The 26,206-nt window shown below is 66.8% G+C and carries 25 protein-coding genes; 14 read left to right on the forward strand and 11 right to left on the reverse strand.

The features are described 5' to 3' along the window. Positions 1 to 70: 70 nt before the first annotated feature. Together Aco03nite_RS34775 and moaC are read right to left on the reverse strand one after the other, a co-directional pair. Positions 71 to 568: a MogA/MoaB family molybdenum cofactor biosynthesis protein gene (locus Aco03nite_RS34775; protein WP_203803142.1), complete on the reverse strand. Its 498-nt coding sequence runs from the start codon at positions 566 to 568 to the stop codon at positions 71 to 73. Beyond that, on the reverse strand, positions 541 to 1,032 hold the full coding sequence (gene moaC, locus Aco03nite_RS34780; protein ID WP_203803143.1) for a cyclic pyranopterin monophosphate synthase MoaC: 492 nt from the start codon (positions 1,030 to 1,032) through the stop codon (positions 541 to 543). The genes Aco03nite_RS34775 and moaC overlap by 28 nt, the downstream gene beginning before the upstream one ends. A 361-nt stretch (positions 1,033 to 1,393) precedes the next feature. Between moaC and Aco03nite_RS34785 the strand changes: the two genes are divergently transcribed. From Aco03nite_RS34785 to Aco03nite_RS34805, 5 genes are all read left to right on the forward strand, one after another. Beyond that, positions 1,394 to 3,877, forward strand: a complete 2,484-nt coding sequence (locus Aco03nite_RS34785) for a putative bifunctional diguanylate cyclase/phosphodiesterase (protein ID WP_203803144.1) — start codon at positions 1,394 to 1,396, stop codon at positions 3,875 to 3,877. Beyond that, positions 3,874 to 5,064, forward strand: a complete 1,191-nt coding sequence (locus Aco03nite_RS34790; RefSeq protein WP_203803151.1) for a glycosyltransferase 87 family protein — start codon at positions 3,874 to 3,876, stop codon at positions 5,062 to 5,064. The genes Aco03nite_RS34785 and Aco03nite_RS34790 overlap by 4 nt, the downstream gene beginning before the upstream one ends. A 1-nt stretch (position 5,065) precedes the next feature. Next, the gene (locus Aco03nite_RS34795) at positions 5,066 to 5,446 is read left to right on the forward strand and encodes a TFIIB-type zinc ribbon-containing protein (RefSeq protein WP_203803152.1); all 381 of its coding nucleotides are present in this window, start codon (positions 5,066 to 5,068) and stop codon (positions 5,444 to 5,446) included. Positions 5,447 to 6,103: 657 nt separating this feature from the next. Then, on the forward strand, positions 6,104 to 7,060 hold the full coding sequence (locus Aco03nite_RS34800; RefSeq protein ID WP_203803154.1) for a nucleotidyltransferase domain-containing protein: 957 nt from the start codon (positions 6,104 to 6,106) through the stop codon (positions 7,058 to 7,060). Positions 7,061 to 7,298: 238 nt separating this feature from the next. Continuing rightward, positions 7,299 to 7,628, forward strand: coding sequence for a YbaB/EbfC family nucleoid-associated protein (locus tag Aco03nite_RS34805; RefSeq protein ID WP_203803156.1), 330 nt, complete (start codon positions 7,299 to 7,301; stop codon positions 7,626 to 7,628). Positions 7,629 to 8,933: 1,305 nt separating this feature from the next. On the opposite strand, the gene Aco03nite_RS34810 is transcribed toward Aco03nite_RS34805, so the two are convergent. Next, the gene (locus tag Aco03nite_RS34810) at positions 8,934 to 9,887 is read right to left on the reverse strand and encodes a putative endonuclease domain-containing protein (RefSeq protein WP_203803158.1); all 954 of its coding nucleotides are present in this window, start codon (positions 9,885 to 9,887) and stop codon (positions 8,934 to 8,936) included. A gap of 379 nt (positions 9,888 to 10,266) precedes the next feature. Between Aco03nite_RS34810 and Aco03nite_RS34815 the strand changes: the two genes are divergently transcribed. From Aco03nite_RS34815 to Aco03nite_RS34825, 3 genes are all read left to right on the forward strand, one after another. Further along, positions 10,267 to 10,473, forward strand: coding sequence for a hypothetical protein (locus Aco03nite_RS34815; protein WP_203803160.1), 207 nt, complete (start codon positions 10,267 to 10,269; stop codon positions 10,471 to 10,473). A 133-nt stretch (positions 10,474 to 10,606) separates the two neighbouring features. After that, complete coding sequence (locus Aco03nite_RS34820) at positions 10,607 to 11,194, forward strand: RNA polymerase sigma factor (protein ID WP_203803162.1); 588 nt, start codon at positions 10,607 to 10,609, stop codon at positions 11,192 to 11,194. Further along, positions 11,191 to 12,459, forward strand: coding sequence for a hypothetical protein (locus tag Aco03nite_RS34825; RefSeq protein WP_203803164.1), 1,269 nt, complete (start codon positions 11,191 to 11,193; stop codon positions 12,457 to 12,459). The genes Aco03nite_RS34820 and Aco03nite_RS34825 overlap by 4 nt, the downstream gene beginning before the upstream one ends. A gap of 67 nt (positions 12,460 to 12,526) precedes the next feature. Here the strand turns inward: Aco03nite_RS34825 and Aco03nite_RS34830 are convergent, their stop codons facing one another. From Aco03nite_RS34830 to Aco03nite_RS34840, 3 genes are all read right to left on the reverse strand, one after another. Further along, a complete protein-coding gene (locus Aco03nite_RS34830; RefSeq protein WP_203803166.1) occupies positions 12,527 to 13,672 on the reverse strand; it encodes an XRE family transcriptional regulator in 1,146 nt (381 codons plus the stop codon). Beyond that, positions 13,650 to 14,291, reverse strand: a complete 642-nt coding sequence (locus tag Aco03nite_RS34835; RefSeq protein ID WP_203803168.1) for a hypothetical protein — start codon at positions 14,289 to 14,291, stop codon at positions 13,650 to 13,652. The genes Aco03nite_RS34830 and Aco03nite_RS34835 overlap by 23 nt, the downstream gene beginning before the upstream one ends. A 251-nt stretch (positions 14,292 to 14,542) precedes the next feature. Next, on the reverse strand, positions 14,543 to 14,857 hold the full coding sequence (locus Aco03nite_RS34840) for a helix-turn-helix transcriptional regulator (protein WP_203803170.1): 315 nt from the start codon (positions 14,855 to 14,857) through the stop codon (positions 14,543 to 14,545). Positions 14,858 to 15,092: 235 nt separating this feature from the next. Here Aco03nite_RS34840 and Aco03nite_RS34845 point away from each other — a divergent pair, with 235 nt between their 5' ends. The 3 genes from Aco03nite_RS34845 to Aco03nite_RS34855 are packed head-to-tail and all read left to right on the forward strand — an operon-like array spanning position 15,093 to position 17,572. Beyond that, positions 15,093 to 15,905: a hypothetical protein gene (locus Aco03nite_RS34845; RefSeq protein ID WP_203803172.1), complete on the forward strand. Its 813-nt coding sequence runs from the start codon at positions 15,093 to 15,095 to the stop codon at positions 15,903 to 15,905. Further along, entirely contained in the window at positions 15,902 to 17,290 is a 1,389-nt protein-coding gene (locus Aco03nite_RS34850) for a hypothetical protein (RefSeq protein ID WP_203803174.1), read from the forward strand. The genes Aco03nite_RS34845 and Aco03nite_RS34850 overlap by 4 nt, the downstream gene beginning before the upstream one ends. A 51-nt stretch (positions 17,291 to 17,341) precedes the next feature. Further along, positions 17,342 to 17,572, forward strand: a complete 231-nt coding sequence (locus Aco03nite_RS34855; RefSeq protein ID WP_203803184.1) for a hypothetical protein — start codon at positions 17,342 to 17,344, stop codon at positions 17,570 to 17,572. Between the two features lie 327 nt (positions 17,573 to 17,899). Here the strand turns inward: Aco03nite_RS34855 and Aco03nite_RS34860 are convergent, their stop codons facing one another. From Aco03nite_RS34860 to Aco03nite_RS34870, 3 genes are all read right to left on the reverse strand, one after another. Beyond that, positions 17,900 to 18,217 carry a hypothetical protein gene (locus tag Aco03nite_RS34860; protein WP_203803188.1) on the reverse strand — a complete coding sequence of 106 codons (318 nt, stop codon included), beginning with the start codon at positions 18,215 to 18,217 and terminating at the stop codon, positions 17,900 to 17,902. Positions 18,218 to 18,256: 39 nt separating this feature from the next. Further along, entirely contained in the window at positions 18,257 to 18,499 is a 243-nt protein-coding gene (locus tag Aco03nite_RS34865; RefSeq protein WP_203803191.1) for a hypothetical protein, read from the reverse strand. A 138-nt stretch (positions 18,500 to 18,637) separates the two neighbouring features. Beyond that, the gene (locus tag Aco03nite_RS34870; protein WP_203803193.1) at positions 18,638 to 19,069 is read right to left on the reverse strand and encodes a hypothetical protein; all 432 of its coding nucleotides are present in this window, start codon (positions 19,067 to 19,069) and stop codon (positions 18,638 to 18,640) included. 304 nt (positions 19,070 to 19,373) lie between these two features. On the opposite strand from Aco03nite_RS34870, the gene Aco03nite_RS34875 reads away from it, so the two are divergent. Then, positions 19,374 to 20,798: a hypothetical protein gene (locus tag Aco03nite_RS34875; RefSeq protein WP_203803195.1), complete on the forward strand. Its 1,425-nt coding sequence runs from the start codon at positions 19,374 to 19,376 to the stop codon at positions 20,796 to 20,798. Between the two features lie 92 nt (positions 20,799 to 20,890). On the opposite strand, the gene Aco03nite_RS34880 is transcribed toward Aco03nite_RS34875, so the two are convergent. Further along, complete coding sequence (locus tag Aco03nite_RS34880; protein ID WP_203803197.1) at positions 20,891 to 22,378, reverse strand: DUF8370 family protein; 1,488 nt, start codon at positions 22,376 to 22,378, stop codon at positions 20,891 to 20,893. An 853-nt stretch (positions 22,379 to 23,231) separates the two neighbouring features. Further along, the gene (locus tag Aco03nite_RS34885) at positions 23,232 to 24,167 is read right to left on the reverse strand and encodes a hypothetical protein (RefSeq protein ID WP_203803199.1); all 936 of its coding nucleotides are present in this window, start codon (positions 24,165 to 24,167) and stop codon (positions 23,232 to 23,234) included. A 139-nt stretch (positions 24,168 to 24,306) separates the two neighbouring features. Here Aco03nite_RS34885 and Aco03nite_RS34890 point away from each other — a divergent pair, with 139 nt between their 5' ends. Together Aco03nite_RS34890 and Aco03nite_RS34895 are read left to right on the forward strand one after the other, a co-directional pair. After that, entirely contained in the window at positions 24,307 to 25,257 is a 951-nt protein-coding gene (locus Aco03nite_RS34890; RefSeq protein ID WP_203803208.1) for an alcohol dehydrogenase catalytic domain-containing protein, read from the forward strand. Positions 25,258 to 25,395: 138 nt separating this feature from the next. Continuing rightward, a complete protein-coding gene (locus Aco03nite_RS34895; protein WP_203803210.1) occupies positions 25,396 to 26,106 on the forward strand; it encodes a TetR/AcrR family transcriptional regulator in 711 nt (236 codons plus the stop codon). The last annotated feature ends 100 nt before the right edge of the window (positions 26,107 to 26,206 follow it).

The raw sequence follows: 26,206 nt of genomic DNA on the forward strand, positions 1-26,206 counted from the left end.
AAAGCCTATCCCCCCGCCGGTCGCACCCCGGTCGCGGCGGGTGGGCCCGGGGTGCGGAACGCGGAGGGTGTCAGTGGTCGCCGCCGCGGATCTGGTCGACGGTGTGGGCCAGCAGCGGGGTCAGCACGGCCAGGCCGTCCTTGGCGCCGCCGGTGGAACCGGGCAGGTTGACGATCAGGGTGCGCCCGGCCACCCCGGCGAGTCCCCGGGAGAGGGCCGCGGCGGGTACCTTGTCCCGGCTGTAGGCCCGGATAGCCTCGGCGATGCCCGGGATCTCGAAGTCGAGCAGCCCTCGGGTCGCCTCGGGGGTGCGGTCGGTCGGGGTGACCCCGGTTCCGCCGCTGGTCAGCACCACGTCGATGCCGTCGTCAATCGCGGCACGCAGGGCCTCGGCGACGGGCTCCCCGTCCGGTACGACCACCGGCTCGCCCACCTCGCAGCCGAGTTCCCGGAGCCCGGCGACGAGGCGGGGCCCGCTGGTGTCGGCGTAGACCCCGGCCGCCGCCCGGTTCGACGCGACGATCACTCGTGCGGTGATGGTCACGGCCGGTCCTCCGGGCGTACCCAATCGCCGGTCTTTCCGCCTTCTTTGCGCAGCACCCGGACGGCTTCCAGGCTGGCCGCGGGGTCCACCGCCTTGATCATGTCGATCATCGCGAGGCCGGCCGTGGCGACCGCGGTGAGCGCCTCCATCTCGACGCCGGTCCGGTCCGCGGTCTTGGTGATCGCGGTGATCTCGACGGTGTCGGCGGTGGTGGTCAGCTCGACCTTGACGCCGTGCAGGCCGATCGGGTGGCAGAGCGGAATCAGATCGGGTGTTCGTTTCGCGCCCATGATTCCGGCGAGCCGGGCCACCGCGAGCGCGTCGCCTTTCGGCAGTCCGTCGCTCAGGAGCAGTTCGATCACCTCGGTGGTGGTCTGCACTCGCCCGGCGGCGACGGCCCGGCGGTCGCTCACCGCCTTGGCGGAAACGTCGACCATGCGCGCGGCGCCGGTCTCGTCGACGTGGGTGAGTCGGGTTCCCTGGGACATACCGGGAGCTTAGTTCTCCGGCTTGTTCACATCTCGTCCACACAGCTCAGGGATGCTTCGCGGACATCGAAAATAGCATTCATCATTGTTGAATGAAGCGATTCTCATTGCATGGAGTCGCCATTCAGAAACCGTCCGTGACGATAATCCGTACGGTTCTCGCATTCTGCGCATAGCGACACGATCCACTTGAAACAGACACTCCTCGCGGCATAACTTTTCTCCGTCAACAGCCAACAACTACGCGAAAAGGAGAAAAGCCATGATCGGCGAAAAAGAGTGGGGCTGAACGTCAAACTCCTATGAATTACCGTCATCCTTGAGCGACGATGCGATAGCACTCGGCGACGACAAGGATCTGATGTCTCAAGACCGAAACGTCGACAACGTGACCGATCAGCGGCTCCGGCTGCTCGTCGGTCTCGTCGTCGTTCTCGGGGTCTGCGCCGCAGCCGGATTCGCGGCTCACGCATTGCGCGACCCGGTCCCGCCACCGCATCCGGCGGTCCTGGCCGGTCTCTGCGGTGCGCTGATCATCGCCAAACTGGTCAAGGTCCACGTCCGGGTGCAGTCCAACCTCGACAGCAACACGTGGGGTGAGGTACCCGTTCTGGTCGGGCTCACCCTCGTACCGGCGCCGTGGGTGGTCTTCTGTGCCGTCACCGCCTCGCTGGTGATCCGTCTCCTGGTCCGGGCCGGCCTGCAGAAGAGCGTCTTCGCCGTCGCCAAGGACACCCTGACCACCGGTGCGGCCGCGCTGATCTTCCTGTCCTTCGGCGTGCGTGCCGACCTGGACGATCCGTCCTTCCCGATGCTGCCGATCGTGGTGGCCCTCGCCGGTTTCATCGTCGTCGACCACCTGGCGTTCGTGCCGGTGCTGGCCGCGGCCACCGGGGGCGACCTGTGGCAGGTGGCGCTGCACGACTGGGCCAGCAAGGTCATCCTGCACCTCGGCGAGCTGGTCGCCGTCCTGCTGGTCGTCGGTGTGCTCGCGACCGGCACGAACCCGCTGCTCCTGCTCGGCGTCCCACTCGTTGTGGTGTGCATGCACCTGTGGCAGTCCCGCAGTGTCCGGACGCGTGAGGAACGCGAGTCCTGGCAGCGCCTGGCCAAGGCGACCGACGAGCTCAACGCCGTCGACCTCACCCAGGTCCTGCACTCGGCGACGACCCGGGCGGCACAGATCTTCTCGGCCGTCGAAGCCGCCATCGAACTGGCCGGGCGCACGGTCCGGGCCACCGAGTCACAGGTGCTGACCGACGGCCCGGCGCCGGCCCCGGCCACCGCGCCACCGGACGAGACCACCGTCGACCTGATCGCGCACGACGGCAGTGTCCGGGTCGGGGTGCTGCGCCTGCGGTTCGGCGGGACGGTCCGGCTCACCGAGGTCGAGCAGTACAAACTGCGTACCTTCGCCTCCGCGGTCTGCACCGCCATCCGCAATGCCCAGGCGTACGCCGAACTCGCCCGGATCGCCGCGGAGAACGCCCACGCCGCCGGCCACGACCCGCTCACCGGCCTGGCCAACCGGCGCCGCCTGTACGAGCACGGCGGCCGGCTCTTCGACGCACCGTCCCACTCCGGCCTGTTCGCCCTGCTGCTGATCGACCTGAACCACTTCAAGGAAGTGAACGACACCCTCGGGCACGCGGCCGGGGACGAGGTGCTGCGGCAGGTGGCGGCCCGGCTGCGGGACGCGGCGGCCGACGGTGACCTGGTCGCCCGGCTCGGCGGCGACGAGTTCGCGGTGCTGCTCACCGGCCTGCCGACCCCCGCGCTCGCCGGGCACCGGGCCACCGGCATGCTCGCCGCGCTGGAGGCCGACATCGAGGTCGAAGGCATGCGGATCAGTGTCGAAGCGGCCGGCGGGATCGCACTGGCGGCCGGCACCGGCGGCGTGGAGGAGTTGATGCGCCGCGCCGACATCGCCATGTACCAGGCGAAACGTTCCGGGGAACAGACCTTCGTCTACGCGCACGCCCGGGACACCGCCGATCTGGGCCGGCTGATGCTCACCGGGGAACTGCGGCGGGCGGTGGCCGAACACGAGTTCATCGTCGACTTCCAGCCGATCGTCGACCTGGGCACCGGCGAGGTGGTGGCGGCCGAGGCGCTGGCCCGATGGCACCACCCCGACCAGGGCAGTCTCAGCCCGGTGCAGTTCCTGGAGACGGTGGAACGCTCCGGGCAGCTGCCGGCGTTCGCGGACGCGGTGCTGGAGCAGTCGCTGATCGCCCGGCAGAGTTGGCGGGACGCCGGCTTCGATCTGCCGGTCGCGGTCAACGTGTCGCCGCGGAGCCTGCTCGACCCGACCTTTCCGGGGGCGGTGCTGGCGATGCTTGCCCGTCATGACGTACCGGCAAATCGTCTGGTCCTTGAACTTGCTGAGACCCTCACCGTCAGTCAGCTCGACATCGTCGAACGCACCCTCGCTGAGCTGCGCACCGCCGGAGTCCGGCTGGCCATCGACGACTTCGGCACCGGGGTCTCGTCACTGTCGGTGCTGTCCCGGATCCCGGTGCACCAACTCAAGATCGACCGGGAGTTCGTGGCCGGGGTAGAGACCTCGACGGAGGCGGCGGCCGTCATCCGGACCACCGTGGACCTGGCCCGGAACCTGGACCTCACGGTCGTCGCCGAAGGTGTCGAGAGCGAACCGCAACGACGCGCGCTGTGGGCGCTGGGCTGCCTGGCCGGGCAGGGTCACCTGTTCGCGCGGCCCTACTCCGCTGCCCGTTTCCTCACGATTCTGCAGCGCGGTTCCGGCATTCTGGCGGCGGCGCTGCACGACGAGGGTTCGGTGGTCCGCCTGCCGGCCCGGCGTCTGCCAAACTTGCCCGCGTGATCAAGCTGCCGGACCGCGTCGTCGACCTGCTGCTCTACTCGCTGTCCGCGGTCTTCGCGCTGGTCACCGCACTGACCTCGACGCTGCTGCCGCACCGGGCGTGGGGTGCGGTCGCGGCCTGTGGATATCTCGCCGCCGCCCTGCTCGTCTACCTGGTCCGCCGCCGCGACCTGCTGACCTGGGCGACCTGGGGCGCGGTTGCGCTGCTGCCGATGGTGATCCAGGCGGTGCAGCGGGCCGGCGGGCGCACCGACCGGGCGCAGGAGGAAGTGCTCGTCGTCGAGCACATGGGCGAATCGCTGCTGCACCACGGCACGCCCTACCTGAGCCGGGCGGAGATCGCCGCGATCCCGCTCGACGAGCGTCTGCTCGGCTACCGGCCCTACCAGCCCGGCATGTCGATCTTCGGGGTGCCGCGGGCGCTCGCCGGTGACTTCTGGTGGACCGACGCCCGGATCTGGTTCGCGGTGGTCACGGTGGGCGCGCTGGTCGCCGCTTTCCACTTCGTTCCTTCGGTACGGGCACTGCAGGCCGCCACAGTCCTTCCCGTGACGGCGCTGACCCTCGCCACCGGCGGCGACGACATTCCGGTCCTCGCCCTGTGCCTGCTCGCGCTGGCGCTGATTCATCGTGGTTCGTTCGCGTGGGCGGGCGTGGCCGTCGGAGTCGCCGCCGCGTGCAAACTCTTCGCCCTGCCGGTGGTCGCCGTGCTGGTCCTGTACGCGCTGTTCACCCGGTCGTGGCGACTGCTTCCGGGTGCTCTCGGGCTGCCCCTGCTCGCCCTCGTGCCACCGCTGCTGGTCGCTCCGGACGCGCTGATCGAGAACGTGTTGCGGTTCCCGCTCGGGCACGGGCTGGTCACCAGTCCGGCACAGTCGCCGTTCCCCGGATACCTGATCTCACAGATCGAACCGGGTGGCCGCTATCTCGCGATGGGGCTGCTCGGGCTGGCGGCCGTCGTGATCGGGGCACTGTTGCTGCGACGGCCACCCCGGACCGCCGCGTCGGCCGCATTCTTCTGCGGATACGGACTTCTCACCGCGATCCTGTTGATGCCCACGACACGGTTCGGATACCTGCTCTATCCGGCCGCACTGGTCTTTTTCGCCCTGGCACTCAGCAAGGACACAGCTTCTTCGCCGCTTTCTTCGGCTGCACGAGGAGACACAGCCTTGTACCGTCAGTGAAATGCATATGACCTGTCCCAAGTGTCACGGCGAGATGCGGGTCTACGAGCGCAGCGGCGTCACGATCGACCAGTGCACCGAGTGCCGGGGAATCTTCCTCGACCGTGGTGAGCTGGAGAAGCTGTTCGCTGCCGAGGCCACCTACAACCGTTCCCAAGGCGGTCAGGTCCCGCCGCCTCCTCCTCCCGCCCCGCACCAGCCGCCGCCGGTTCACCACCAGCAGCCTGGGTATGCGCCTCCGCCTCCGCCGCCCGCTTATGGGGCGCCTCGGCCGCACGCCTACCCGCCGGCTGTTCCGGCCTACGGACACCACGGCCACTACCGGCACGGGCACCACGGCCACTACCGGCGGCGCAGCTTCCTGCACGGCCTGTTCGACTGACGCTTCTCCACGGCCTGCTGGGTTGAAGTTTCTGCACAGCGTGCTGGGTTGAGGCTTCCGCACAGCCGGATCGGTTGAGGCTTCCCGCACAGTCGGCTGGGCTGAAGTTTCGCACTGCGTGTTCGGTTGAAGCTTTCGCACGGTCTGATCGGTTGAAGCTTCCGCACAGCCTGCTGGGCCGAAGCTTCCGCACAGCCTGTTCGGCTGATCTGACGACTCGCCACGCCTTGGCGGTGTGGCGAGTCGTTACCTGCCCTTCTGCACTGCTTCGTTCCGCTGTTTCGCGGGATCGACCGGTGCTCCAGCGTCTTCCCTCCGCTTTATCCCTTCGCGGGATCGACCGGTGCTCCTCCGACTTTCCTTCCGCTTCTCTTTCCGTTTCTTCCTCCGCGGGGTCAGCCGGTACTCCTCCGTCTTGCCTTCCGCTTCTCCCTCGGCGGGATCGAGCGGTGCTCTGTCGTCTTGCCCTCCGCCTCTCTTCCGCCTCTCCCTCCGCGAGGCCAGCCGATACTCCTCCGTCTTGCCTTCCGCATCTCCCTCCGCGGGGTCAGCCAGTGCTCCTCCGCCTTTCCCTCTGTGGGGTCAGCCGGCCTCCGCCGTCGCCGGTGGCTCCCGCCCCTTTTCGCCGGGTAGGCGTGCCATCGTGTGCGTGTGTCAATGGATCCTGTGGACGTCGCTGCCCGGCTTGTCGCTGTTCGGTTTCCGGAGGCGCACGCCGCCTTTCTCGGGGGCAGCGCGCCTACCGCCCGCCGTACCCGATGGTCCGACCTGGACATCGTCGTCGTGATAGACGGGCCGCCCGCTCCGTTCCGGGAGACCACCCGGCATGACGGCCAGCTTGTCGAATGGTTCGTGCAGACCCCGGAGTCGTTGCGGCATTACTGGCGTCAGGATGCCTCGCGCCGTCGTACTCCGCTGTTGCAAATGGTCGCCGAAGGCGTGCCTTTGAACCTCGGCCGATCCGCGACCTTGTCCGATTCCGAGGCCTCCGCCGAATCCACAGCCTTGCCCGGATCCACAGTCTTGCCCGGATCCACAGTCTTGCCCGGATCCACAGTCTTGCCTGGATCCACAGTCTTGCCCGGATCCGCGGCCTCGTCCCCAGACGCGGCCTTGTCCACAGGCACAACCTCATCCACAGGTGCAACCTTGTCCACAAACGCGACCTCATCCACAGGCGGATTCGCGGCCGCGGACTACCAGGCCGAGGCTGTCGCGCTGCTTGCCGCCGGGCCGGCGGCGCCGGGGGACGGTGTCGTCGACTATCAGCGGTATCTGGTCACCGATCTGCTGGACGACCTTCGTGGAGCCTCCGGAGCGGTCGAGATCGCGTATCTGGCGGGCACGATCATGTTGGCCGCTTCCGATCTTCTGCTGCTGGCCGAGAATCGTTGGTCGGCTCGGGGGAAGTGGCTGCCGCGGCGGGTCGCCGAGGTGGATCCGGAGCTTCCCGGGCGGCTCGCCGACGGGCTCCGGGCCGCGGTCTCCGACTCGGATCGGGACGTTCTGATTGCCGCGGTGCTTGCTGTGTTGGATCACACCGGCGGCCCTTTGCAGGACGGATTTCGAGTCGCCGGTACGGTTTCGGCCTCTCCTATTACGCACTCTCAGTGATTCGCCGGTGAGTACGCTGCGGTTGTTCATCGCCTAGTCGGGCGGCAATTTTCACGTTCGTAATCGTGGCATTGATCACGCTGCGTGATCACGAAGCGGAGTCGAGTCATCACTTTAAAGAGAGATATTTCGATAGGACTCTCTTTTCGTGTGCGTTACGAAGTCGCCGGAATACGCAACGTCGCGGATCTTGGGTATTGTCACGTCGCCCCCTGTCGCGGCGAACGGAGGAAGAACCGTGACTGAAACTGCCGACCAATCCCTGCTGCGCACCACCCTGGAAGACACTTACGGGCGCTATGAGGAGCTTCGTTCCGGTGTGGACGAGCTTCAGCACAGCCTCGCGACCATGCAGGTCAGCGCCGAATCCGAGAACGGCGTGGTCCACGCCACTGTGGACGCCGCCGGTTGCCTCGTCGGACTTCGCCTGGACCAGCAGGCCTGCCGGGAATGGAACCCGGACACCCTGGCCCGGGTGATCGTGGAAACCGTGCGAAACGCGTCGTCCACCAAATCCCGACAGATCGAACAGTTGGTCACCAACCACCGCCCCGCCGAGGCAGCCTAGCCACTCCGGCAATCACCCCGCGGATCACGCCCAACCACACCGGCAATCACCACCGCGGACTACACCTAGCCACATTGGCGGTCACCCCCCGCGGACCACTTCGGCAAAAACCACCCCACCTGAAGCGGCCCCCATGCTGCTTCGCCGACCACCAGTCGAAGTAATCCGCTGCTTCATCTTCCTGATAACCGCCCAACCCCCACTGATTCGGGCCCGCATTCTCTGTTCTCGCTCAGCCCGAAACTCCGGCTCACCGAACCAGTCGACGCACACCCCCCGCGCCGGCTCCCGGACCAGCCGGATCCGGTGCCCGTGCCGGGCCGCCAGTTCCCACCCCCGAACACCGCGACCCGGCGCCCACTCCCAAAATCCCCGGCGCACCCCAGCTCTGCCCTTTGGGGATCAGCTCATCCCGCCCCGCGAACCGCAGCTCAAACGCCTCCGGCCCGCGTCGATAGCCGGGCCCGAGCGGTCAAAAGCCGCCAAGATCAGCCAGACGGTCCAGAGGCAGCAGTCAAAGCCGATCCGAAAAGGCCAGCTTGGTGGACGGCACCCTGATCGACGGCAACCCGATGGGTGGGTGGAGCTGGTGACCCCGCCCGAGAAGGCCAAGGCGGGTCGGGACGAACCAGGTCGGCGGGGGCCGTGCGGTCACCGGTCAGCACGCGCACGCGAGAGCGAGGCGGAACCCGACGGCAAGCCGGGACGGGATTGGTACAGCGCAACGCGATGCCACACGGTACGGCGCCGCGCCGCGCCGCGCCGCGTGGCGTGGCGTGGCGTGGCGCGGTGCGGCGTGGCGCGGTGCGGCGTGGCGCGGTGCGGCGTGGCGTGGCGCGGCGCGGTGCGGCGCGGCGTGGTGCGGCGTGGCGTGGTGCGGTGCGGCGTGGTGCGGCGCGGCGTGGTGCGGCGCACACTCGCCCCGCCGAAACAGGGCGGGGCGAGGGCGAGTGCGAGTGTGTAGGTTCTCGTGAAGCATGAGATAGGACACGAGTCTGACCTGCGGAGACGTAGAGAGTCTCAGTCATGTGAGACATGATCAGTCTCAGCAAGAGTGAGATAATTCTTGATTAATTCTCACGAAGTGTCCGCAGTCGTCGAGCCGTCCCGTCTCTGTTGTCATCGGCAGACGGAGCGTTGCCCCGTACGTACCCAACCCTCGGCCGGTCGGCTGGCCCAGCACGTTGAACGATGCCGGGCGTTCGCAAGGTCAGGGCCACCGGGGTCGGCGCTGACTACCGACGCGGCCGTAGAGTCGCTCTCGCTGACCGGGTGAAGTGGGTGTCGCGAACGAGCGTGGGTTGCTTAGCCGGCCGGGGGCGCGTAACGCCGGTCGAGGTCGTCGAAGAACCGATCGAGGCGCTGCTCGATTCCGGGCTCGTCTAGTTCGTGGCCGCCGAACCGGTAGACCTCATAGCCGCGAAGGCGCAGTGCCCGGTCTTCGGCCATCATCGCGGCGTAGCGGCTCGGGTTGGCGTACCGACGCAGGTTGGCGAGCACCTCGTCGTCGGCGTAATGCTGCGCCCCGTCCCACTCGATCACCACTCGAATCCGGTGGGGCAGTAGAAGGAGGAAGTCCATCCGCTGACGGACCAGCGGTGGCGTACTCCGGGCGTAGCGGGCCTGCGGGTAGGGGTCGTAGTGCAGGTAGACCTGCGGAATCAAGGCCGGGATGTCGGGTCCGAGTCGCCGGTAGCGTCGTTTGTACGCATCCAGGATGTGGCGTTCGCCGACGTTATCGCCCAGCGAGCGTTCCAGCCGGTCGTGCAGGTTGTTCCAGATCTCGCGCTCGGGCAGGTGCGCCAGGCCCGCGTGGCCGGTCCACCAGTCGCCGAGTTGTCGCCAGGTGAGACCGTCGTCGCCCAGGGGCCGGTCGTAGATGAGGCAGTATTCCGCGTTCTTGATCGCTTCTAGGTCGTTGTTGAGGGCGTCGCGGAAGACGAACTCCGGCTTCGGGCCGTCTGCGGCGAAGATGAGGTTCTTCATCTCTCCGGCGACGCCGGTGCCGCCGCCGGCCACCAGATCCGCGAGTCTGGCCGCGGCGTCTCCGCCCTCGCACTCGTCGAGTACCTGGAGCGCGAGCTGGAGCAGTTCGGGTTCCGACTTGCCGCCCAGGCGGCGCTCGACATAGGCCGCTTTGCTGATCATGGCGACGTCATCGGGCGGGTGGGGCGGGGCGAGCCCGATTCCGGTGCAGAACTGCTCGACCTTCGGGGCGCTCATCGCCTCGCGCAACGCCTGACCGATCGCTCCCCGCAATTTGCGCGGCGTCGCCCTTCCCATGGCCCGACCTTATGGCTCGCCCGGCCGCTAGCCCAGCCTGAACCAGGCTCAGGTTTGTCGGGCTGTGACGGCCCGGATCGTTGACCTTCGTGGCCGTCGAGTGCACGGCGGGACGGGAGATCAGAACCGGGAGCGCCCTAAGCGCCTCGCGCGGTGCTCTCGCCGCCGACTCCGGCTAGGCGTCAGGGCACGCCGCCCGTGATCGCGCCCTGCCGTGAAGCCCAGCGGCTCCGCGTGAGATGCGCGGGCCGAATCGCGACGAACGCCACGATCTCGGCTGCCGGTCTCACACACACAGAGTCCCTAAAGGACCTTGCCCTACGTAAGCGTCATCCGGCACGTAGGAGGATCTCTCATGGCAGGTACGACCAGAACTGATTCGTCGCCTGAACGGCAGCCGCAACAGCGGCCCAACGGGACGCAGGCCCTGCTCCTGGTGCAAGGCAGTTGCGCGGCTGTCGCCGGGGTCTTCCTCACCACTGGGTCGATTGCGGTGACCGCCATCACCGCCGGCGTTGCGGTCGGCGTGATCGCCCTGACCACAAAGCGTCACATCAGGTGATGGTGAAGTTACGGAAAGAAATGTCAAAAAAGTTGTCCGGTCGACCTCACACACCGGCTTCCTTCCGGACCTATCTCCATGACGCGGCCATCCGGAGTGGCCGCCCGACCACGATGATCGGAGGCAGGCCCGAGTGGATGCCGACAACGCCGTAGCGCAGGCCACTGCCGCGCCGCTCGCCACGCCTCGGCCGCATCCGCCCGCCGGCTTCGCCGCGTTCTACCGCGACGAGTTCAAGACGCTGGTCAGGACCGCGATGTACTCGGGCGCGACGCGGGAGGAGGCCATCGAGGCCGCCCAGATGTCGATGGCGGAGGTACTCCGCCGTTGGGCGGACATCGGCGATCATCGGGCCTACGGGCGGAAGGCGGTGATCAACAACCTCATCAAGGTCAAGACGAACACCCTCGACCGGGTCCGGGCTCAGCAGGTCCGCTACGGCGCGGCCACCGCCCCGTCCCGGCCGGACGCGAACCTGAACCTCTGGGAGGACACCCAGTGGGTCATGCAGTTGCTGCGGTCGTTGCCGCCGGAACAGGGCAAGGTCATGGCGTTCGTGGTGGACGGCTTCGCGCCGCACGAGATCGCCGCGATGCTGGGCCGCAGCTCGGACGCCGTACGGCAGAGCCTGCATGAGGCGCGTATTCGGCTCAAGAAAACGATCAAGAAGGACCAGGCGGCGGACCACGACGCCAACCCTTTGGGAGAGGAGGCCCGATGACCATCGACCCGACCTCGTACCCGCGAGGCGAGGACCCGTCCGGCGACGAGTTCCGGGAGGTCTTCGACCTCATCGACCAGGCCGTCGACGACATCACCGACGAAGACATCGACGCGCACCTCAATGCGCTCTTGGTGCTGGAGGGCTTCGACCCGGAGCCCGACGCCGCGGATCTGACGGGCGGCCCCGTCGGCCTGCGGATCGACGATCTGGGGCAGTTCAGCCTGGCAGACCTGGCCGGCGCAACAGAGCTACCCGATCTCGAATGCCGTCGCCGAACGCTTCAGGCCGAGATCGCCCGCCTCGATGCCGAGGCCCTCGTCGCACGCCAGCGCCGTGACACCGAACTGTCCCGGCTGCACGCCGCTACCGTTACCGCCGCCGCCGCGGAAGAAATCGCGGCCGAAGCTCAGGCCCGGGCCCACAGCGCGGAGGAGGGCCTGGATGCCTACGTGAACACGGCGCTGGACCGGGCGCAGGAGATCCTCGACAAGGCGCGCGCCGACGCGGACGCCATGATCGCCGAGGCACGACTGAAAGCTGAGAAAATCGACCGATCCCGGGATCATCTCACTTATCTGACCGGTACTCATGATTCGGGGAAGACTGCGGCTTTGTGGCTGTTGACAGCGCGCGCCCAGAATCAGGAAGAACGCGATGAGGAGGTGGAGTTTTGCTTTGGCGCCTGGAGCGCAGGAAGCTCACTCACGGAATTGCTTCAGGCCGCTGGGAGAATTCGACGCTACGCCGACGTGGCCGCCGGTGCCGATCTCTGGAACGACGATGGGGAGGCTGAAGCTGCTGAACCTCCAGCTAAGAGGCGTCTGGGTGGAAGGCTCCGCGACTGGCTGCGACGTGCTCAGCCGGAGGAGTCGAACGAGGAAGCGGCAACAGCCACTTCTCGCTCGACACCGGGCCATTTCCTGTCATTCCGATTCGACGACATCGAACGAGTCGCGCATTTTCAGAATAATGAGCTAAGTCAATCTGCTCGCCATTCTCAGGCATGCCACGACCGCGATCCTTTTGAAATGTGGTCCCTCCTGCAAGCCCTCACCGTTCAATCGAGTATCTGGGAATCACATGGTGAAATGATTCGTAGGACGATTTCTTTGATGGCTAATTCACCTATGGTGGCGCAACTATCATTGCCGTCCTCGCCGGACGTGCGTGTTCTGTCTCTCGGGTGGGAAGTGTCGGAGGGCCCTGAGGACTTACCGAACAGCGATGACGACGAGGCCGTGCACGCCGGCGTGCAGGACTGATGACCCATCGAGCTGGCTGCCCGTCACACCCGTGCTGGGGTTGCCGGACCGTTCTGCCCGGCGGCCGTCAGCGACGCCGGAAGTTGTAAACCTTCAACGCCGGCTCGGCGATCGCTGCCGGAGCGGGCCGTGCCGCTGCCGCAGGGGTCTCGGTGGGAGCGATCGAACGTAGCAGCGTGGGATGGATGGCGAGGTCCTCGGAACCGGGAAGGTAGGGCCGAGGACCGTATCGGCGCGAGAGCAGCGTCCACAGCAGTTTCGGGGCCTCATGGCCGACGGTCACCGGTTCCTGCTTACGCCAGCCCTTCGCCGACAACTGCACGTACAGGGAGTTCTTACGGGTGTCGCCGATGGCCCCGACGGTGTGGGCGCGCATGATGAGGGCCTGGATCGAAACACCCCACGTCGCTTTGAGCCGGGCGTAGTCCGACAAGGTGAGGGCCTCGGACATCATCACCGTGGCGCGTTCCACCGGCACCAACAGCGCGGTGGCGAAGCGGTTGGCCTCGTCCTCGGCCACGGCCTGTTGGGTGCGGGGCCGGAACGTGTGCAGCACCAGGTGACCCACCTCATGGGCGAGGGTGAATCGGTCCCGGTCGCCCTGCTGACCGGGGAAGTACCCGACCAGGGCCGCCGCGCCGATACCGGCCCAATGGGAGACACCGAAATGCCCGACCGGGATGTTCTCCTCACCTTCGACATCCGGCAGGACCAGCGGCGCTACCGCGATGCCGGCACGTTCCAGCGCGCGGGTCAGATGAGGGATCGGCGCGGTGGGCGCGAGCCTCAGCGATTCGCGGGTCTCCGCCGCCAACTGCTCGATCTGCTTGTCGTCGAGGTCATCATCTCCGGCGGCGAACGGCAGTGACGGTGTCGGGTAGCGCTCCGCGTCGAACAGGGTTTCCGCAACCCGGAAACTCTCGCCGTAGACGGCATGGACGCGCCGGGTCATCGTCTTACGGGCCCGTGAGTTCTTGCGGAACCGCAGGCTGTCCAACGGGACCGACGTCGGCTGAACCCTGAAGAAGGTAAACGGCGTACCGGTGGCGGCGGCGATCTGCGTCAGCTTGTCGTCGGTGGCATCGCGGCTGCCGGTTTCGACATCGGAGATCCAAGGCTGGGTGACGCCGGAAACCTCAGCCAGCTGAGCCTGGGTCAGCCCGAGGATGTCGCGGAGCGTCTTGAGACGCTCACCCGGCGCTTCCGCCAGCATCTTCGGCCCCGCCTTCCAGACCATCCTCGTCCGGGATGTCTAGTTCCATACCCTCATCCGACGGCTCGAACTCTAGAGCAGCAAGATCCTCTGCGGTCTCCGGCAGGATGAAGTCGATGTCCGTCGCCGCATGATCGCCCCACTTCCAGGTACCGATCGGCCTGACGACACGGAAGATCGGCACGCCGGTCTTGGCGTCGATGCGCCAGACGAACAGCAGCCGGTCGTCCGGCGGGCCCAATAGGCGCGGTACCGGCAAATCGAACAGCGGCGGGTTGCGGTAGTACGCCTGCCGGGCGTCGTTAAAGCCAGGAGGCGGGACGTCACTGTCACGGACGGCGTGCAGGAACCGGATTCGGTAGTCACCGTCGGACAGCCACAGTTCGCCGTTGCGGGCATGGTTGCCCGTCAACTGCCAAGGGGTGATCGCGGTCCTGCCCAACTGGAGGTGGGCGTAGGCCCGGACGGTGTGGGTCGCGTGCCAGCGGTACACCGCCTCACCGTCGAGATCACTCAACACCTCGCGGCGACGCTGATCCGCCCAAGTGAAGACGCCGTGTAGCGGTTCACAAAGCGGCAGCAGCGCCGTCCGAATCCGCTCGACGTCATCGTTAAACATGCGCGATATATTATCACCGAGATTATTAAGGCGCGAGGTTGTACGCGGCGTGGCGGTTCGGGCAGCCCGGAGGCCGCCCGCCAGCACCGCCGCACCGCGGCCGATCCTCTCGTCCGCCGCCGCCTTGGACGCCTTGCGGAACCTCGCTGAGCCGGCACAGCCGGATGGAATGCCGGGTTCAGAACACGGCGGGGACCGGGGGTCGCAGGTCGTCAGTCATATGGCCCCGGCCGTGGCGGGGCCAGCGGACGTCAGGAGCCGGCTTGCCGTTCGCCGAGGGGCTTCGTTCGCCCCGGCAACACGGGGGCGACGGCGTTCGGGCCTGATGCCGAACGCGCAGAGCCGACGTTCGCCAGGTCTCCGACCTCTACGTTCAGGCCGTACGCGATGGCGTGCAGGGTGGTGACCGTCGGGGCATGCTTCGCCTGCTCGATGTTGATCAACTGGCGGCGAGAGACGCCGCTGCGCTCGGCGAGCTGCTCAAGGGTCAGCCCTTCTTCCATGCGGAGCCTGCTGATTGCCACCCCGAGAGCCACCTCGTCGTACGGCGGTGGTGGCTCGATCACAAAATCAAGGCAACTTGTCCCACTCCGGCATGTCAGTGCAGGAAACTGCACTTTCTGAGCTAAATTGCGTTGCAGTCAACCTTGGTGTGACCTCGCCGCGCGGTCCGGACTACCGGTGACCCCCCGTTTTGACCTGAACCGCGACGATGGCGGCTTACTGTCTCCGCCACCAATGGATGGCATCTCCCCAGCCGGGGGTACGGCGCTTCTGCTCCCGAGACAGAAAGCCCTCACCATGAGCGCGAACGATGTTCACTTCGCGGGCGTTCGATTCCCCACGCTGGTGCACGCCCAATGGGCTTTGTGCTTTGAGGACCTATTCGTCCCATGGCAGTTCCGCAGCCGGAAACTGATCCTGGGCAGTGGCGTGGAGTACGAGCCGGACTTCTGGCTGCCACGCCAGGCGCTGTGGGTCCAGGTCGGTGACGGCACGGACCCCGAGGACTTCCGGCGGTGGCAAGAGTTCGCCGCCATCGCCACCGCCACTGCCGATGACGGCCCGGGACTGCCGGCTCCCGAGGTGGGCAGCGGGCTTCCCGGAAGTCACACCACCGGGCCGCTGTCCGAGGATTGGCAGGCCCGCAGCGTGCTGTTCAGCATCGGTGGCATACCCGCCGCCGAGGACATGTCCGCGGCCGGCCCGCGATCCGTCGCTCACCACGCGATGTACACCATCAGCGGCGACTCGTGCCAGTGGACCGCATGTGAGACCTGTGGTCTCGTCGACGTAGAGAACGGCCGGGCAGACCGTCCTGTCTGCGGCCACAGCGATCACACCCGCGACAAGACCTGCCGGGCCGACGCCCCGCGGCTCCTCACGGCATATCGGCTTGCCCGCCAGTCGATCAACGCCCAGCGCGGCGGAACGTGCGCGCGTTGCACTTCGCCGCTAAATCGGGGAGATCTCGTCAGCGCTGGCCGGCGTATCGGCCGCCGCCGGTGGTACCACGCCGAGTGCCTGCTCGCCGACCTGCGGCAACGCCACCCCAGACCCCCGACACAGACCACCGCCGACGATTCCCCCGACGCACGGCTGACGACCGGATGACCATAGTGACGGCACACGACACCCTGATCTGGGACGCGGAGCCCGTCACGGACGACCTCCGCTGGCGTGCACCGGATCTTCTCCGCCGAATCGCAGCAGTCTCCGAAGGGCGAACAGATCAGCGATTTCGTCTAGATCATCGCAACGTCGGCCTCGCCAGCGGGTGGGGGATCAGTTTGCTCAGCGACGCGATGGAGCCTGGCGTCACGCTGGTGATTAGATCCGTCCGCGTCGCGGTACGCGGCCGGGCGGAACTGGTCCGCTCGCTGCATGCGCTGGCCAGCCTGAACGGTCCTGGGGCGCTGATCGACATGTGGAACTCGTACTTCAACGTGTTCCACCGCGACTACGACTGCATGATCCCCCGATCGGCCGAGCGGCCGGCCAGCCCTGCCCACCCGTCGTACTGGACCATGGAGCCGTGCTGGGACACGTTCGATGTTCCGCACCGTGCGGCTCGCCGGCTTGCCGGCCGAGCCGCTGAGGCCCTACGGAGCGCACCCCATCCTGGTGGGGACGCCGCCATGCGGGCTGAGGCCGCCGCGTGGTGGGCGATCACCCCTGACGTGGACGCGTTCGACAGCCGTCGTCGGCAGCCCGGCGTGGAGCATCCGGCTGAGGTCAAGAACCGCCTGGGCTTACGGGCGGGCTTGACCGCAGCGCAGATCGCCGCCGCTGCCTGGCATTTGGACACCGTGGCCCACGGTGGCCTGTACGACGCGTTTCCCGGCCAGCTTGCCCGCGACGCCTGCCAGATGGCCCACCCGCTCCGGGTGAGGCTGCTCGACGAGTGGAGGGCATCGGGACGGCGCTGGGAAGAACTCAAAATTCCACCCATAGCCGACGGAAAAGGCCCGTGCCCGAAAGCGGCCAGCAAACCGATCTGGTTAGCACACGACCTCACCGACAGACACGCAAGGCCTTGGTGCGCCGTTCTCAGCCAGCTCCGTCTCAGTGGCACGCAGGCCAGGATCGCAAGCCTCATGACCCTGCGCAGCAGCGACATCCCACCCGTCGCCGCCAGTCGCTGGGCCCAGGCCATGGGCCAGCGGCTCCACACCGACGAACGCTTCTGGCAGGACCTCGTCGATCCGCTTGCCGTACGCAATGTCGACCCGCTCGACGCGGGAGCCTGGGCACTCCGCCGTCCCCGGTCATCGCTGGACTTCATCGCGTCCCAACTGGTGCGGCGGGCGATCGAAGGATGGACGAGCCCCGAGGTACGCCACATCCCGTGGCCGGTCCGCGACCGCTACCGAGCACTAGGCGCGGAAACCGGAATCGGTCCCGGCGACGCCCCCCGCCTCTACCGCATCCTGCTCGACGATCCCGCAGGCCACGACAAGAGTCTCGCCCTACTGAAAGCCCTCAACCGAACATCGTGAGCGAAAACCACGACCACACCCGCCGTTGGAATCCTGAAAGGAAGCACCGAGATGGCACGAACGATCATCGTGATCGAAATCGATGAGTCGCGCTACCGCGACGTAGAGTCCGCCGCCCGAGAAATGGACATCAGCCCGGAGACGTTCGTGGCGGTTGTCACCGAGCAGTACGTGACCCGGCAGATCCGACAGCGAGCCACGCCCGAACCCCCCATCCCGTCCGAGCCGACGGAACCAAACCAGCCCGCCCAACCAAGCGAGCCGGGCGAGCCGGGCGAGTAGCGGTCGAGACCTTCAGCGGTGCCCCGCCCCCCTTCGAGCCTGCCTCCGATCAGGGCAATAACGGACCCGGCCGAGGCATCGTCATCGAGACAGCCCCCGCTCGTGTCCCGCCGAACGCAAGAACACCGAACGGATATCTGGCCGGGCCCACTCAGGTCCCGGTGCCGTGGGCCTGGTCAGCACCAGTGCAGCCAGCACCTCGACCCCGCACGTCGATCACTAAGACCGGAACAGCACAAATACATCAAAACGTCGGCGGAGACCCCGGTAAGCGCACAGGATCGAAAGATCGGTTTCCGTCTAATTCGCCGGCTGAGCGAGGTCGAGTCAGGGATACGCAGGGCCGACATAGTGCAGAACGATGGTGCAGTTCGCTCCCACGAACTCCCAGATGATCACGGTCTCATCCGATCTGCCTTCGTTGGCCCGTGAGATGTACCCGCTATGACCGGCCTCGCCCCAGGTGACAGCCCGAAAGAAGAAGGATGGAGGGAACGCGAGGTTCCTGATCCGTTCCAGCGCGGACTCCACTGAGTTGGCCAGTGGTCCGGGCTGCTCGCGGATCGCCTGCAGCGCCGGAGCAGCTTCGCCTTCCACGATCGTCAGCGGGTAGTCACAGTCGTTGTCGGAGGCTGATCCCGTCACAGAGACGATGTTTCCAAACGCCGGCCCCGCGCGTCCTGGTTATGAGAGTTGCGGTGCCGTGGTGCTGGAAGCGGATTTCTCGACCATGGCCACAACCGCGGGGCTGACCAGCTCACCAAGAGGAACAACCTTGACGGGGTGGAACAGGAGAGTTCCGTCCTCCCGCTCCTCCACGAGGTATCGGGTGTGCTCCTTCTTCCCGAGACGACCCAGCGACGCTCTGCGTCGGTCATCGAGTTCCACCAGCACCATGTCCGATTCGCGATCACGTTTCTCGCTCATTGCGCCTCCAATGCGGGGCAGTACCCCATTACCCAATTAGGGTACGCGCTCCGATTGAAGATGGCGAGGTCGACAGCCGAGCCAACCACCGGAAGATCCGGCAGGTTTGCTGCCTTCTAGCAGCTTCAAGACCGAGCATCAGGTCACGGGCCGCAGAACCACGCCGTTCCCGCCAGCTCGGCCGACTGCACTTCGAGTGTCATCGATTGACCCCCCCTTGACGTGGTTGAGGATCACGGTCACAGCGATACCCAGGACCAGGCCCACGGCCGCGAGCAGCCATGCTTTGCCGAGTAGGGCCTTCTCCGTCGCGTGGTCCTCGGCCTGATGCACCTTGATCACGTAACGCGCGGCGGGAACGAACGCGAACCCGGGCACGATCAGCAGCGGCATGGTGATCGCCGGCAGATGGAGGCTGCCCTGCGCAGCGACCACGATGGTGATCACAAGCAGCAGCCCCCACACCCCGGCGAGGGTCAGAGCGAGTTTGCCGAGCGCGCGCTGGGCATCAGCTGCTGGACTGGACACTGTCGACTGCCGTGCCGTCACGCCATTGACCGCCGAAAGCATCGGCCGAAAGTAGTTTTATGCTCACCCTAAGATGATCATAGTTCGTCGTAGTATGCCTCTCCTCGGGGCGCGGTTCGGTTGTTGGCGTTCGGCCCAGCCGTTCCGCGGCGCGTTCCGGGACTTCGGTGCAGGTAGCCGTCGGGCAGGTTCCGACCCGGCCGCCGCATTACGCAGGATGTCCGGCCAGCCTGGGTCTTTCTCTCCTTTGAGCCACCGTCGTGATCCATCTCCGCACATTCGGTGAGTGCGTCACCGGGACGGAATCGCATTCGCGACTTCGTGGGCGCTCCGTCACCATGGGTGCATGGACCCCGAGGAAGCCGCGTTGGCGGCGCTGGCGGAAGAGTTGTACGGCACTCGACGGCTTCTGCTGCGATTTCTCGTCGACCTGCCCGACTCCGGTTCTGTCGTCGACCTACAGCGAAAGCTCCTCGACGAGCACGCTCGGAAGGGTACGACCCGGGCTGAACGTGATCTATTCAAACATCATCGGATCAAGCTCAGGGCGATTGGTGACGCTTTGGCGTGGCTTCTGCTACCTGCCCACACCATCCGGACGCTGTCCAAGCATCCGGGTCGCGCAGCGCCGCCGCCGATGAACGCGGAGGACGCCGCGTTTGTCATGCAGGTCGTCGAACAGTTGTTCCGAGCGGGCCGGGTGCCTGTCATTTCGGACCTGACAAATGTCCTACTCGTCGGGGACGTGGTCGCTGTTGAATCCGGCGGCAGCGTTGAAGTCGTGGAGTGCAAGAACACTCGTATTCCGGTACGGCCGCCGGCCAGCGGCCGGCTCGCCAGGCAACGGCAACGTGGTGAGATGCTCACGCGTTACCTGCGTGAGAGCGTGATGCCTCACCCCCAGGGGAGTCAGGCAGCCGTCGCCGCAGTCGCTGACGCCCTCGCCATCCCGAGACCGGTGGGCCCATCTCCGGCCATTCCGGAACTCGTCGCTATGGATGTCGCACTGCCCGAACCGAATCCTGAGTGGCTGGCTGCTGCATACACGCGGTACGAGGAGTCGCCGCAGGGGGTGGGCTTGGTGGAAATTGGAGCTGGCGACTACCTGCTGATCACCGAGCGAAATGAGTCCGCCGTCGACCAACTCGGAGACGTTCTGCAAACCCTGCCCCCGCTGCGCCAGGTGTGTGTGTCTATGCACTTCGAGCAACTTAACCAGCCGCTGCCACATTGCCGGTCGATTCTGTCGTACCCCCTTGACTGGGAGTTCCGGGCCGCGCTGCTGGAGTCCGACTTGGTGATGGTCCGAGTGGTCGATCTTTCCATCTTCGAGGAGCCTGACGACGATGGGGTTGGCCTGACCTTACGAGATGGCCAGCTCCTACAGTGGACTCACAACGGGTATCACCAGGTTTTCTCGAACCGTTTCATTGACGAAGTCATGTACGGGCCGGTATCAGCAGCAGCGATGCGCTCCTGCCTGATCGATTGTGTGCGCCGTGCGGAACGCGACGTGGTGCCGCTTGTCATGGACACCGCCCAGATTTCACGGGTCAACGAGCTGGATCGGGGCAGCGGCAGCAGCGTGCGATATGCCACCGTCTATCCATCAAATGACGGAGATCTCGCGATTGTCGGCAGCGCGGTCGACGCTGGCTTGGACATGTTCCCTGAGGTGACGCACACCGAGTATTTCCCCAGTTCCCGGCGTCTGATCGTCTATGCCGACGAGGACATTCTGCTTGACACTGAGGTGCCCGTAGCGGACTGACCGTCGTTCACGGGGCGCGGGAGACGACCGACAACGTACGGGGCGGGGCGAGCGACAGCAGTCGCGCCGCCCCGCGTCCGGTGATTTGCCGGTCAGGCCGCAGCGTCTTCGTCCGGACGATGCAGCTCGTCGCGGACCTCCTGCGGCGGCTTGAGCTTCGAGGCCGAGGGCCGCTGCCGGGCGTCGACGATCACGGCCCGCACCTCGACGTTGTGGAGTTCCGAGGCGATCCGGGCGGCCTTAGCGACCTTGGCCGTGAAGCTGTCGGCCATCTCGGCGTCGGTGAAGGCCACCGCCACGAAGTAGGCGATGTTGACGTCGGCCGCCATGGCGTACTCCGGGGTCTGGGCGAGGATGCCGTCCCAGAACCGGGTGTTGGAGACCAGCTTCAGCTCGACGACGGAGCGGGCCATCCAGCCGCGGGCGAACTCGAAGTCGACCGGGCCGCGGCCGGCGTTCGCCTCGCCGGCGATCGCCACGTCGTTGGCCTTGCAGTAGTGCTTGACGCACGCCCGGAAGACCATCTGGACCTTCTTCTCGGGGTACGCGAAGTTGTTGTGCCACAACTGCTGCCACTCGCCCTCGCGCTCGATGCCGCGCTTGAAGACGTCGATGACCGTGCCGACGAAGTCCGGGAACTGCGCCGGGTCTTCCGGGACGAACGACGTCGTGGCAGTCGCGGCGATCGCGCCGCCGCGCTCCCACCAGGAGGTGCGCAGCTTCGGGTCCTTGTCGACGTCGTACGGCGGGTGGTCCTCGTGCTCCAGCGAGGTGAGGTACTCCGCGACGATGGCGGGGTTCTGCCGGGCCAGTTTCGCCTTCTCCCGGCGGTCGACGTGCCGGGCGATGTCGTAGTTGAAGTGGGTCCGCAGTTCCTCGGCGTGCCCGTTCCAGGCGAACCTCCAGAACCCGTCGGCGGTCACCACCGGGATGTCGCGCAGGAACCGCTTGGGCACCAGCAGCACCGGGGTACGCCGGGAGGTGTAGGGGTTGACGGGCAGGTCGACCTCGGCGTCGCGCCACATGGCGGCGGCCGCGTCCCAGGTCGCGTTACGGACGCGGAACGTCTCGGTCGGCACGTTGTGCCGGCGGGCGACCTGCTGGGTGTAGGTGATGAAGAAGCTCTTGGCGATGTTGCAGACCGCGTCGCTGATGCGGTCCAGGCCCATGCCGCCCTGGAACAGGGCGAGCATCTCCATGTGCGGAACGTTGTCGAACCCGAGCCCCAGCGCGGTGCGCACGCCTTCCAGCATGCCCTCCTGCAGGATCTTGCCGGCCCCGTTGCCGTTGGGCGACCCGGCGGCGACGCCGAGGCAGAACTCGGCCGGTTCGGGGAACAGCATCAGCGCCTGGGCCTTCTTCCAGGCCAGGGAGGCGGTGTTCCCGCCGGACTCGCGCACCAGGTCGAAGACCATGGCGAAGAAGTCCAGGACGTGGTCGTGAGCGCCGAACCACAGGTCGTCGGTGTCGGCCCAGATGGCGAAGGGCTCGACACACAACGGGGTGTCGGTCGCCAGGTACGGGTCGAACCAGTCGTCGGCTTCCGACCGGATGATTTCGTAGTGTTCGCCGAAGCGCACGGTGGGTACCTTCCTCCGCGCCCGGGACCTTCGCCCGGATGCGGCGGACCGCCGCGATCTCTTCCCGACATGAGAAAGTCCACTGAACCCTGGTGGGCACAGTGGGCCTCGGTTAGGGTCAGGTCGCCTACCAAGCAAACCTGAGACCCCGGACGGGATGTCGACCTCGACGTCCTGTGCCGGGGTCTTTCGCGTTTGGACCGACACGAACGGTAACCCGGTCTGCGATGCGCAGTCAACGACACGCGTGCATGTCGGAGGGGCACTTCTGTGCACATCCTGTGGACGATGTTGTGGATATCCACCGCTCAGACCACATCATGTTCCGGCGACCGGCATTTTTGTCGGACCCTCGCTGTACACTCCCGAGCCCTTCACCAAACCGGGCCGACGGTGACTGTATGTAACCCCTGGTCGGGCAGGAATTCGCGATCTTGGACCGGCCTATAGGGGGTCCTGGTGGGCCGAAGCATGAGGGTCTCGCGGGTGAGCCGTGTCGTCTGGTGTATGACCTTGGTACGCGGCCTCCTGTTCGCTGAATCACACCGGTTGACTCGGGAATCAGGGGTCGCCGGTGCACCGGATCAGGCATGCCGGGCCGCAGTTGGCGAAGGTGGAGACCGAAGTGCTGACTGCCGCACGGAGGCCGATTGGGCGCACAGCCGGGGTCTCGATTCCAGCGGCAAGGCCGGTGAAGAGGCTGTTCCCGGCGAACGACATCGTGGCTGGGGCCGTCAGTTTCAGGGCGGGTGGTACCCCAGGGGCGCGCTCCTCGCGGCTGGGCCGAAGCGCGCGGCAGCCTGGACCGCCTGCGAGGAGCGGTTTGCCGGGTCGGGCCTCGCCCGGGAGGCCGCTACCGGGCGGGTTCCGCGGTGCTCGACCGGTGGAGACGTATCACGTCGCGGGCGTGTCGCATCCGCATCTCGTCCACGGTAAGGCCCTGCTCGCAGGCGTCCCGGAACTCGTACCACCGATCGTTTTGGTAGAGCAAGAAACTACGGAAGTAGGCGATGGCCTCCTCCGCGGTGATCGCGCGTGGAGCACACATGCCCAGGTAGCGGGCCAGCGCAGGCGGGCAGACGTTCACGAACAGCATCATGAAGCCCAGTTCGAGGGCACGGCACGGTCCGTCGACGTTCCCTGCCGCTGCGGCGTGCCGCCAGATCGCCTCCAAGTCGGCGGCGTACTGCGGGGTTCCCCACCCGCCCGCGAACGCGGCCAGGCCCGGCTGGTCGAGCACCTCTGCCAGGCCGGCGTTCTCCCACGAGGCGACCTCGCCGAGCGCAACGCCCGCACGCAGCCACGCTGCAGCGCTCCCGGACGGGTCGAGATCGGCGATCGTGGCTCCGGCGGCCTTCCACGAGGCGATCGCCCGCACGTGCGGCGCGCGAACAGCGAGCGGCTGCAGCGAGTTGAAGCCCGGCCGGGACCTGAGCAGTACGTAGCGCCAGGCCACCGCTTCCAGCGGCCGGACGCCCCACCCGTCGTGAGCGGCGATCTCGTCCAGATCCAGGCCGACGAGGTCTGATCGCACCGTCCGGTACGGCGCCTGCACCTCCGCGCTGCACGGCAGGTTGTCCGCCGAGTCATGGTAGGCGGCCCCGACGTTCACCAGGATCTCCCAGTCGCCGCCGGCCGCCGAGTGCCCCGCGTTCTGCCGCTGGTCCTCGCGCAGTTCGGCGACGTGCGCCAGCACCGCCGCCGGCAGCCCTGCGCCGTCGACACCTGCCGCAGAGGTACGGCAGGCGGCAGGCTCTGCCCGGTACGAGAAATCCTGAAAATCAGTCATTGCGGCTCCTGACCTCAACGGTTCGACGACACCGGTATCGGCAGCCGCTCGCCACCGCCGGACGCTGCCGTCAGCGAGTGCCACCGCTTTCAGACCTACGGTCTATTGCCAATAGACCGTAGGTCTGTAGTCTTGGATTGTGGATCACGTTGAGGTAGGCAGCATGCCGGCATGGCGGTTCGGTTCGGTCGATCACGGGCTCCTGCTGGCAGAGGTGCCGGTTCCCCAGCCGCTGGCAGGCGAGGTCGTCATCGACGTTCGCGCCGCCGGGATGTGTCATACCGACGTTGGTGTCGTGCAGGGCCATCTGCGTCCGGCTGCGGTGCCTTTGACCTTGGGGCACGAGATTTGCGGGACCGTCGCGTCGATCGGTGCGGGAGTGACGGGGTGGGCTGCCGGTGATCGAGTGGCGGTCTTGGCGTCTTCGGGCGGTCCTGGAACTGGACGCGACGGCGGCTACGCCAGCCGTGTCGCCGTGTCGACCGATCTGCTGGTGGCCGTTCCTGAAGGTGTCGACGATGCGGCTGCCGCCGCCGCGACCGATGCTGGCCTGACCGCCTATCACGCAATGCGGGTGCAGGGCGAGATTCAGCCGGGGATGAGGGTCGGCGTCATCGGGCTCGGCGGGCTCGGCATGATCGGCGCTCGCTTGGCGGTGCTCGCCGGGGCCGAGGTGTATGCGGCGGAACTACGCGAGTCGCTGTACCCCGCCGCGGCCGAGCAGGGTGTCGCCGCCTGCTCGTCGAGCATCACCGACTTCGCCGACAAGCGACTTGACCTCGTCGTGGACTTCGCCGGAATGGAGACGACCAGGGGTGCCTTTCACGCTGTCCGCGCGGGTGGCCGGATAGTGCAGGTCGGCATCGGTCGGCCCGAGGCGACGATCGACCTGCTGGACGTCATCGCCAAACAGGTGCAATACCGAGGATCGAGCACCGGCACGCGGGAGGATCTCGCCGCATTTCTTGATCTGCTCAGGCGCGGCGAGGTCAGGCCGCACATCGAGCAGATCGGGTTCAACGAGATCGGGACGGGCATCCAACGGCTGACGCGCGGCGAGGTCACCGGCCGACTGGTTGCCGTGTTCTGAAGCGTAATCCGGACCGGCTGGTCGGTGCTGGCGCGAAACGCCTCGCGATCCGACGCCTTCGGCCGCAATACCGGTTCCGTGCCGGCCAGGCAACCGCCGACCACCAGGCAAGAGACTCACGGTCTGTAGGATGGATTCATGGACTTCAAGCGCGCTCACAGCGAGGAGCAGCGGGCCGAGCGACGCCGACAGATCTTGGACACCGCGGCGGTGATGCTCGCCGAGATGCCGGTCGCGAAGATCAGCCTTAACGAGCTAAGCCGGCGGATCGGTCTGGCCAAGTCCAACGTCCTGCGCTACTACGAGTCGCGGGAAGCGATCCTGCTCGAACTGCTCAACACCGAACTCGAACAGTGGGTTACCGAGCTGGAGCAGACGCTCGAACCCGTAGAAGGCACCGTGCGCGAGCGAGGGGACCGGCTGGCCGCGGTCATCGCCGAGACGCTGGCCCGCCGGCCGGTGCTGTGCGATCTGAACAGTGCGCAAGCGTCCGTCCTCGACCACAACGTGTCCGCCGACGTGGCGCTGGCGTACAAGCGGGCGTCCCGCAAGTCGATCGAGGCCCAGGCCAGGATCATCCTGCGCTACGTGCCGGAACTGGGTGCTCAGGACGCGACCCGGGTCGTTGCGATGACCACCCTCATCGCCGGTGCGGCCTGGCCGTACAGCCAGCCGCCGGAGGCAATGCTCGCCGCGTACGCCGCCGACCCGTCGCTGGCCGCCATGCGCACCGACTTCACCGACCTGTTGCGTCAGGCCCTGGCCGTGACCATCTCAGGTCTTCTCGCCCGCCAAGAGGATCTCCCCGTGGGCTCCGCCCCCATCGACATCGCCCTCCAGGCGCAATAGATCGGTCAGGCTGACACCAGCCCTCCGCCTTCTTCTCTTCCTGCCTCCCTGCCTGCCGAGCATCGCCGCTGACCGTCCGCGGCATCGCTCGGCGTCCTGA

Source organism: Actinoplanes couchii, assembly GCF_016862075.1.
In the GTDB taxonomy this organism is placed as follows: Bacteria; Actinomycetota; Actinomycetes; order Mycobacteriales; family Micromonosporaceae; genus Actinoplanes; species Actinoplanes couchii.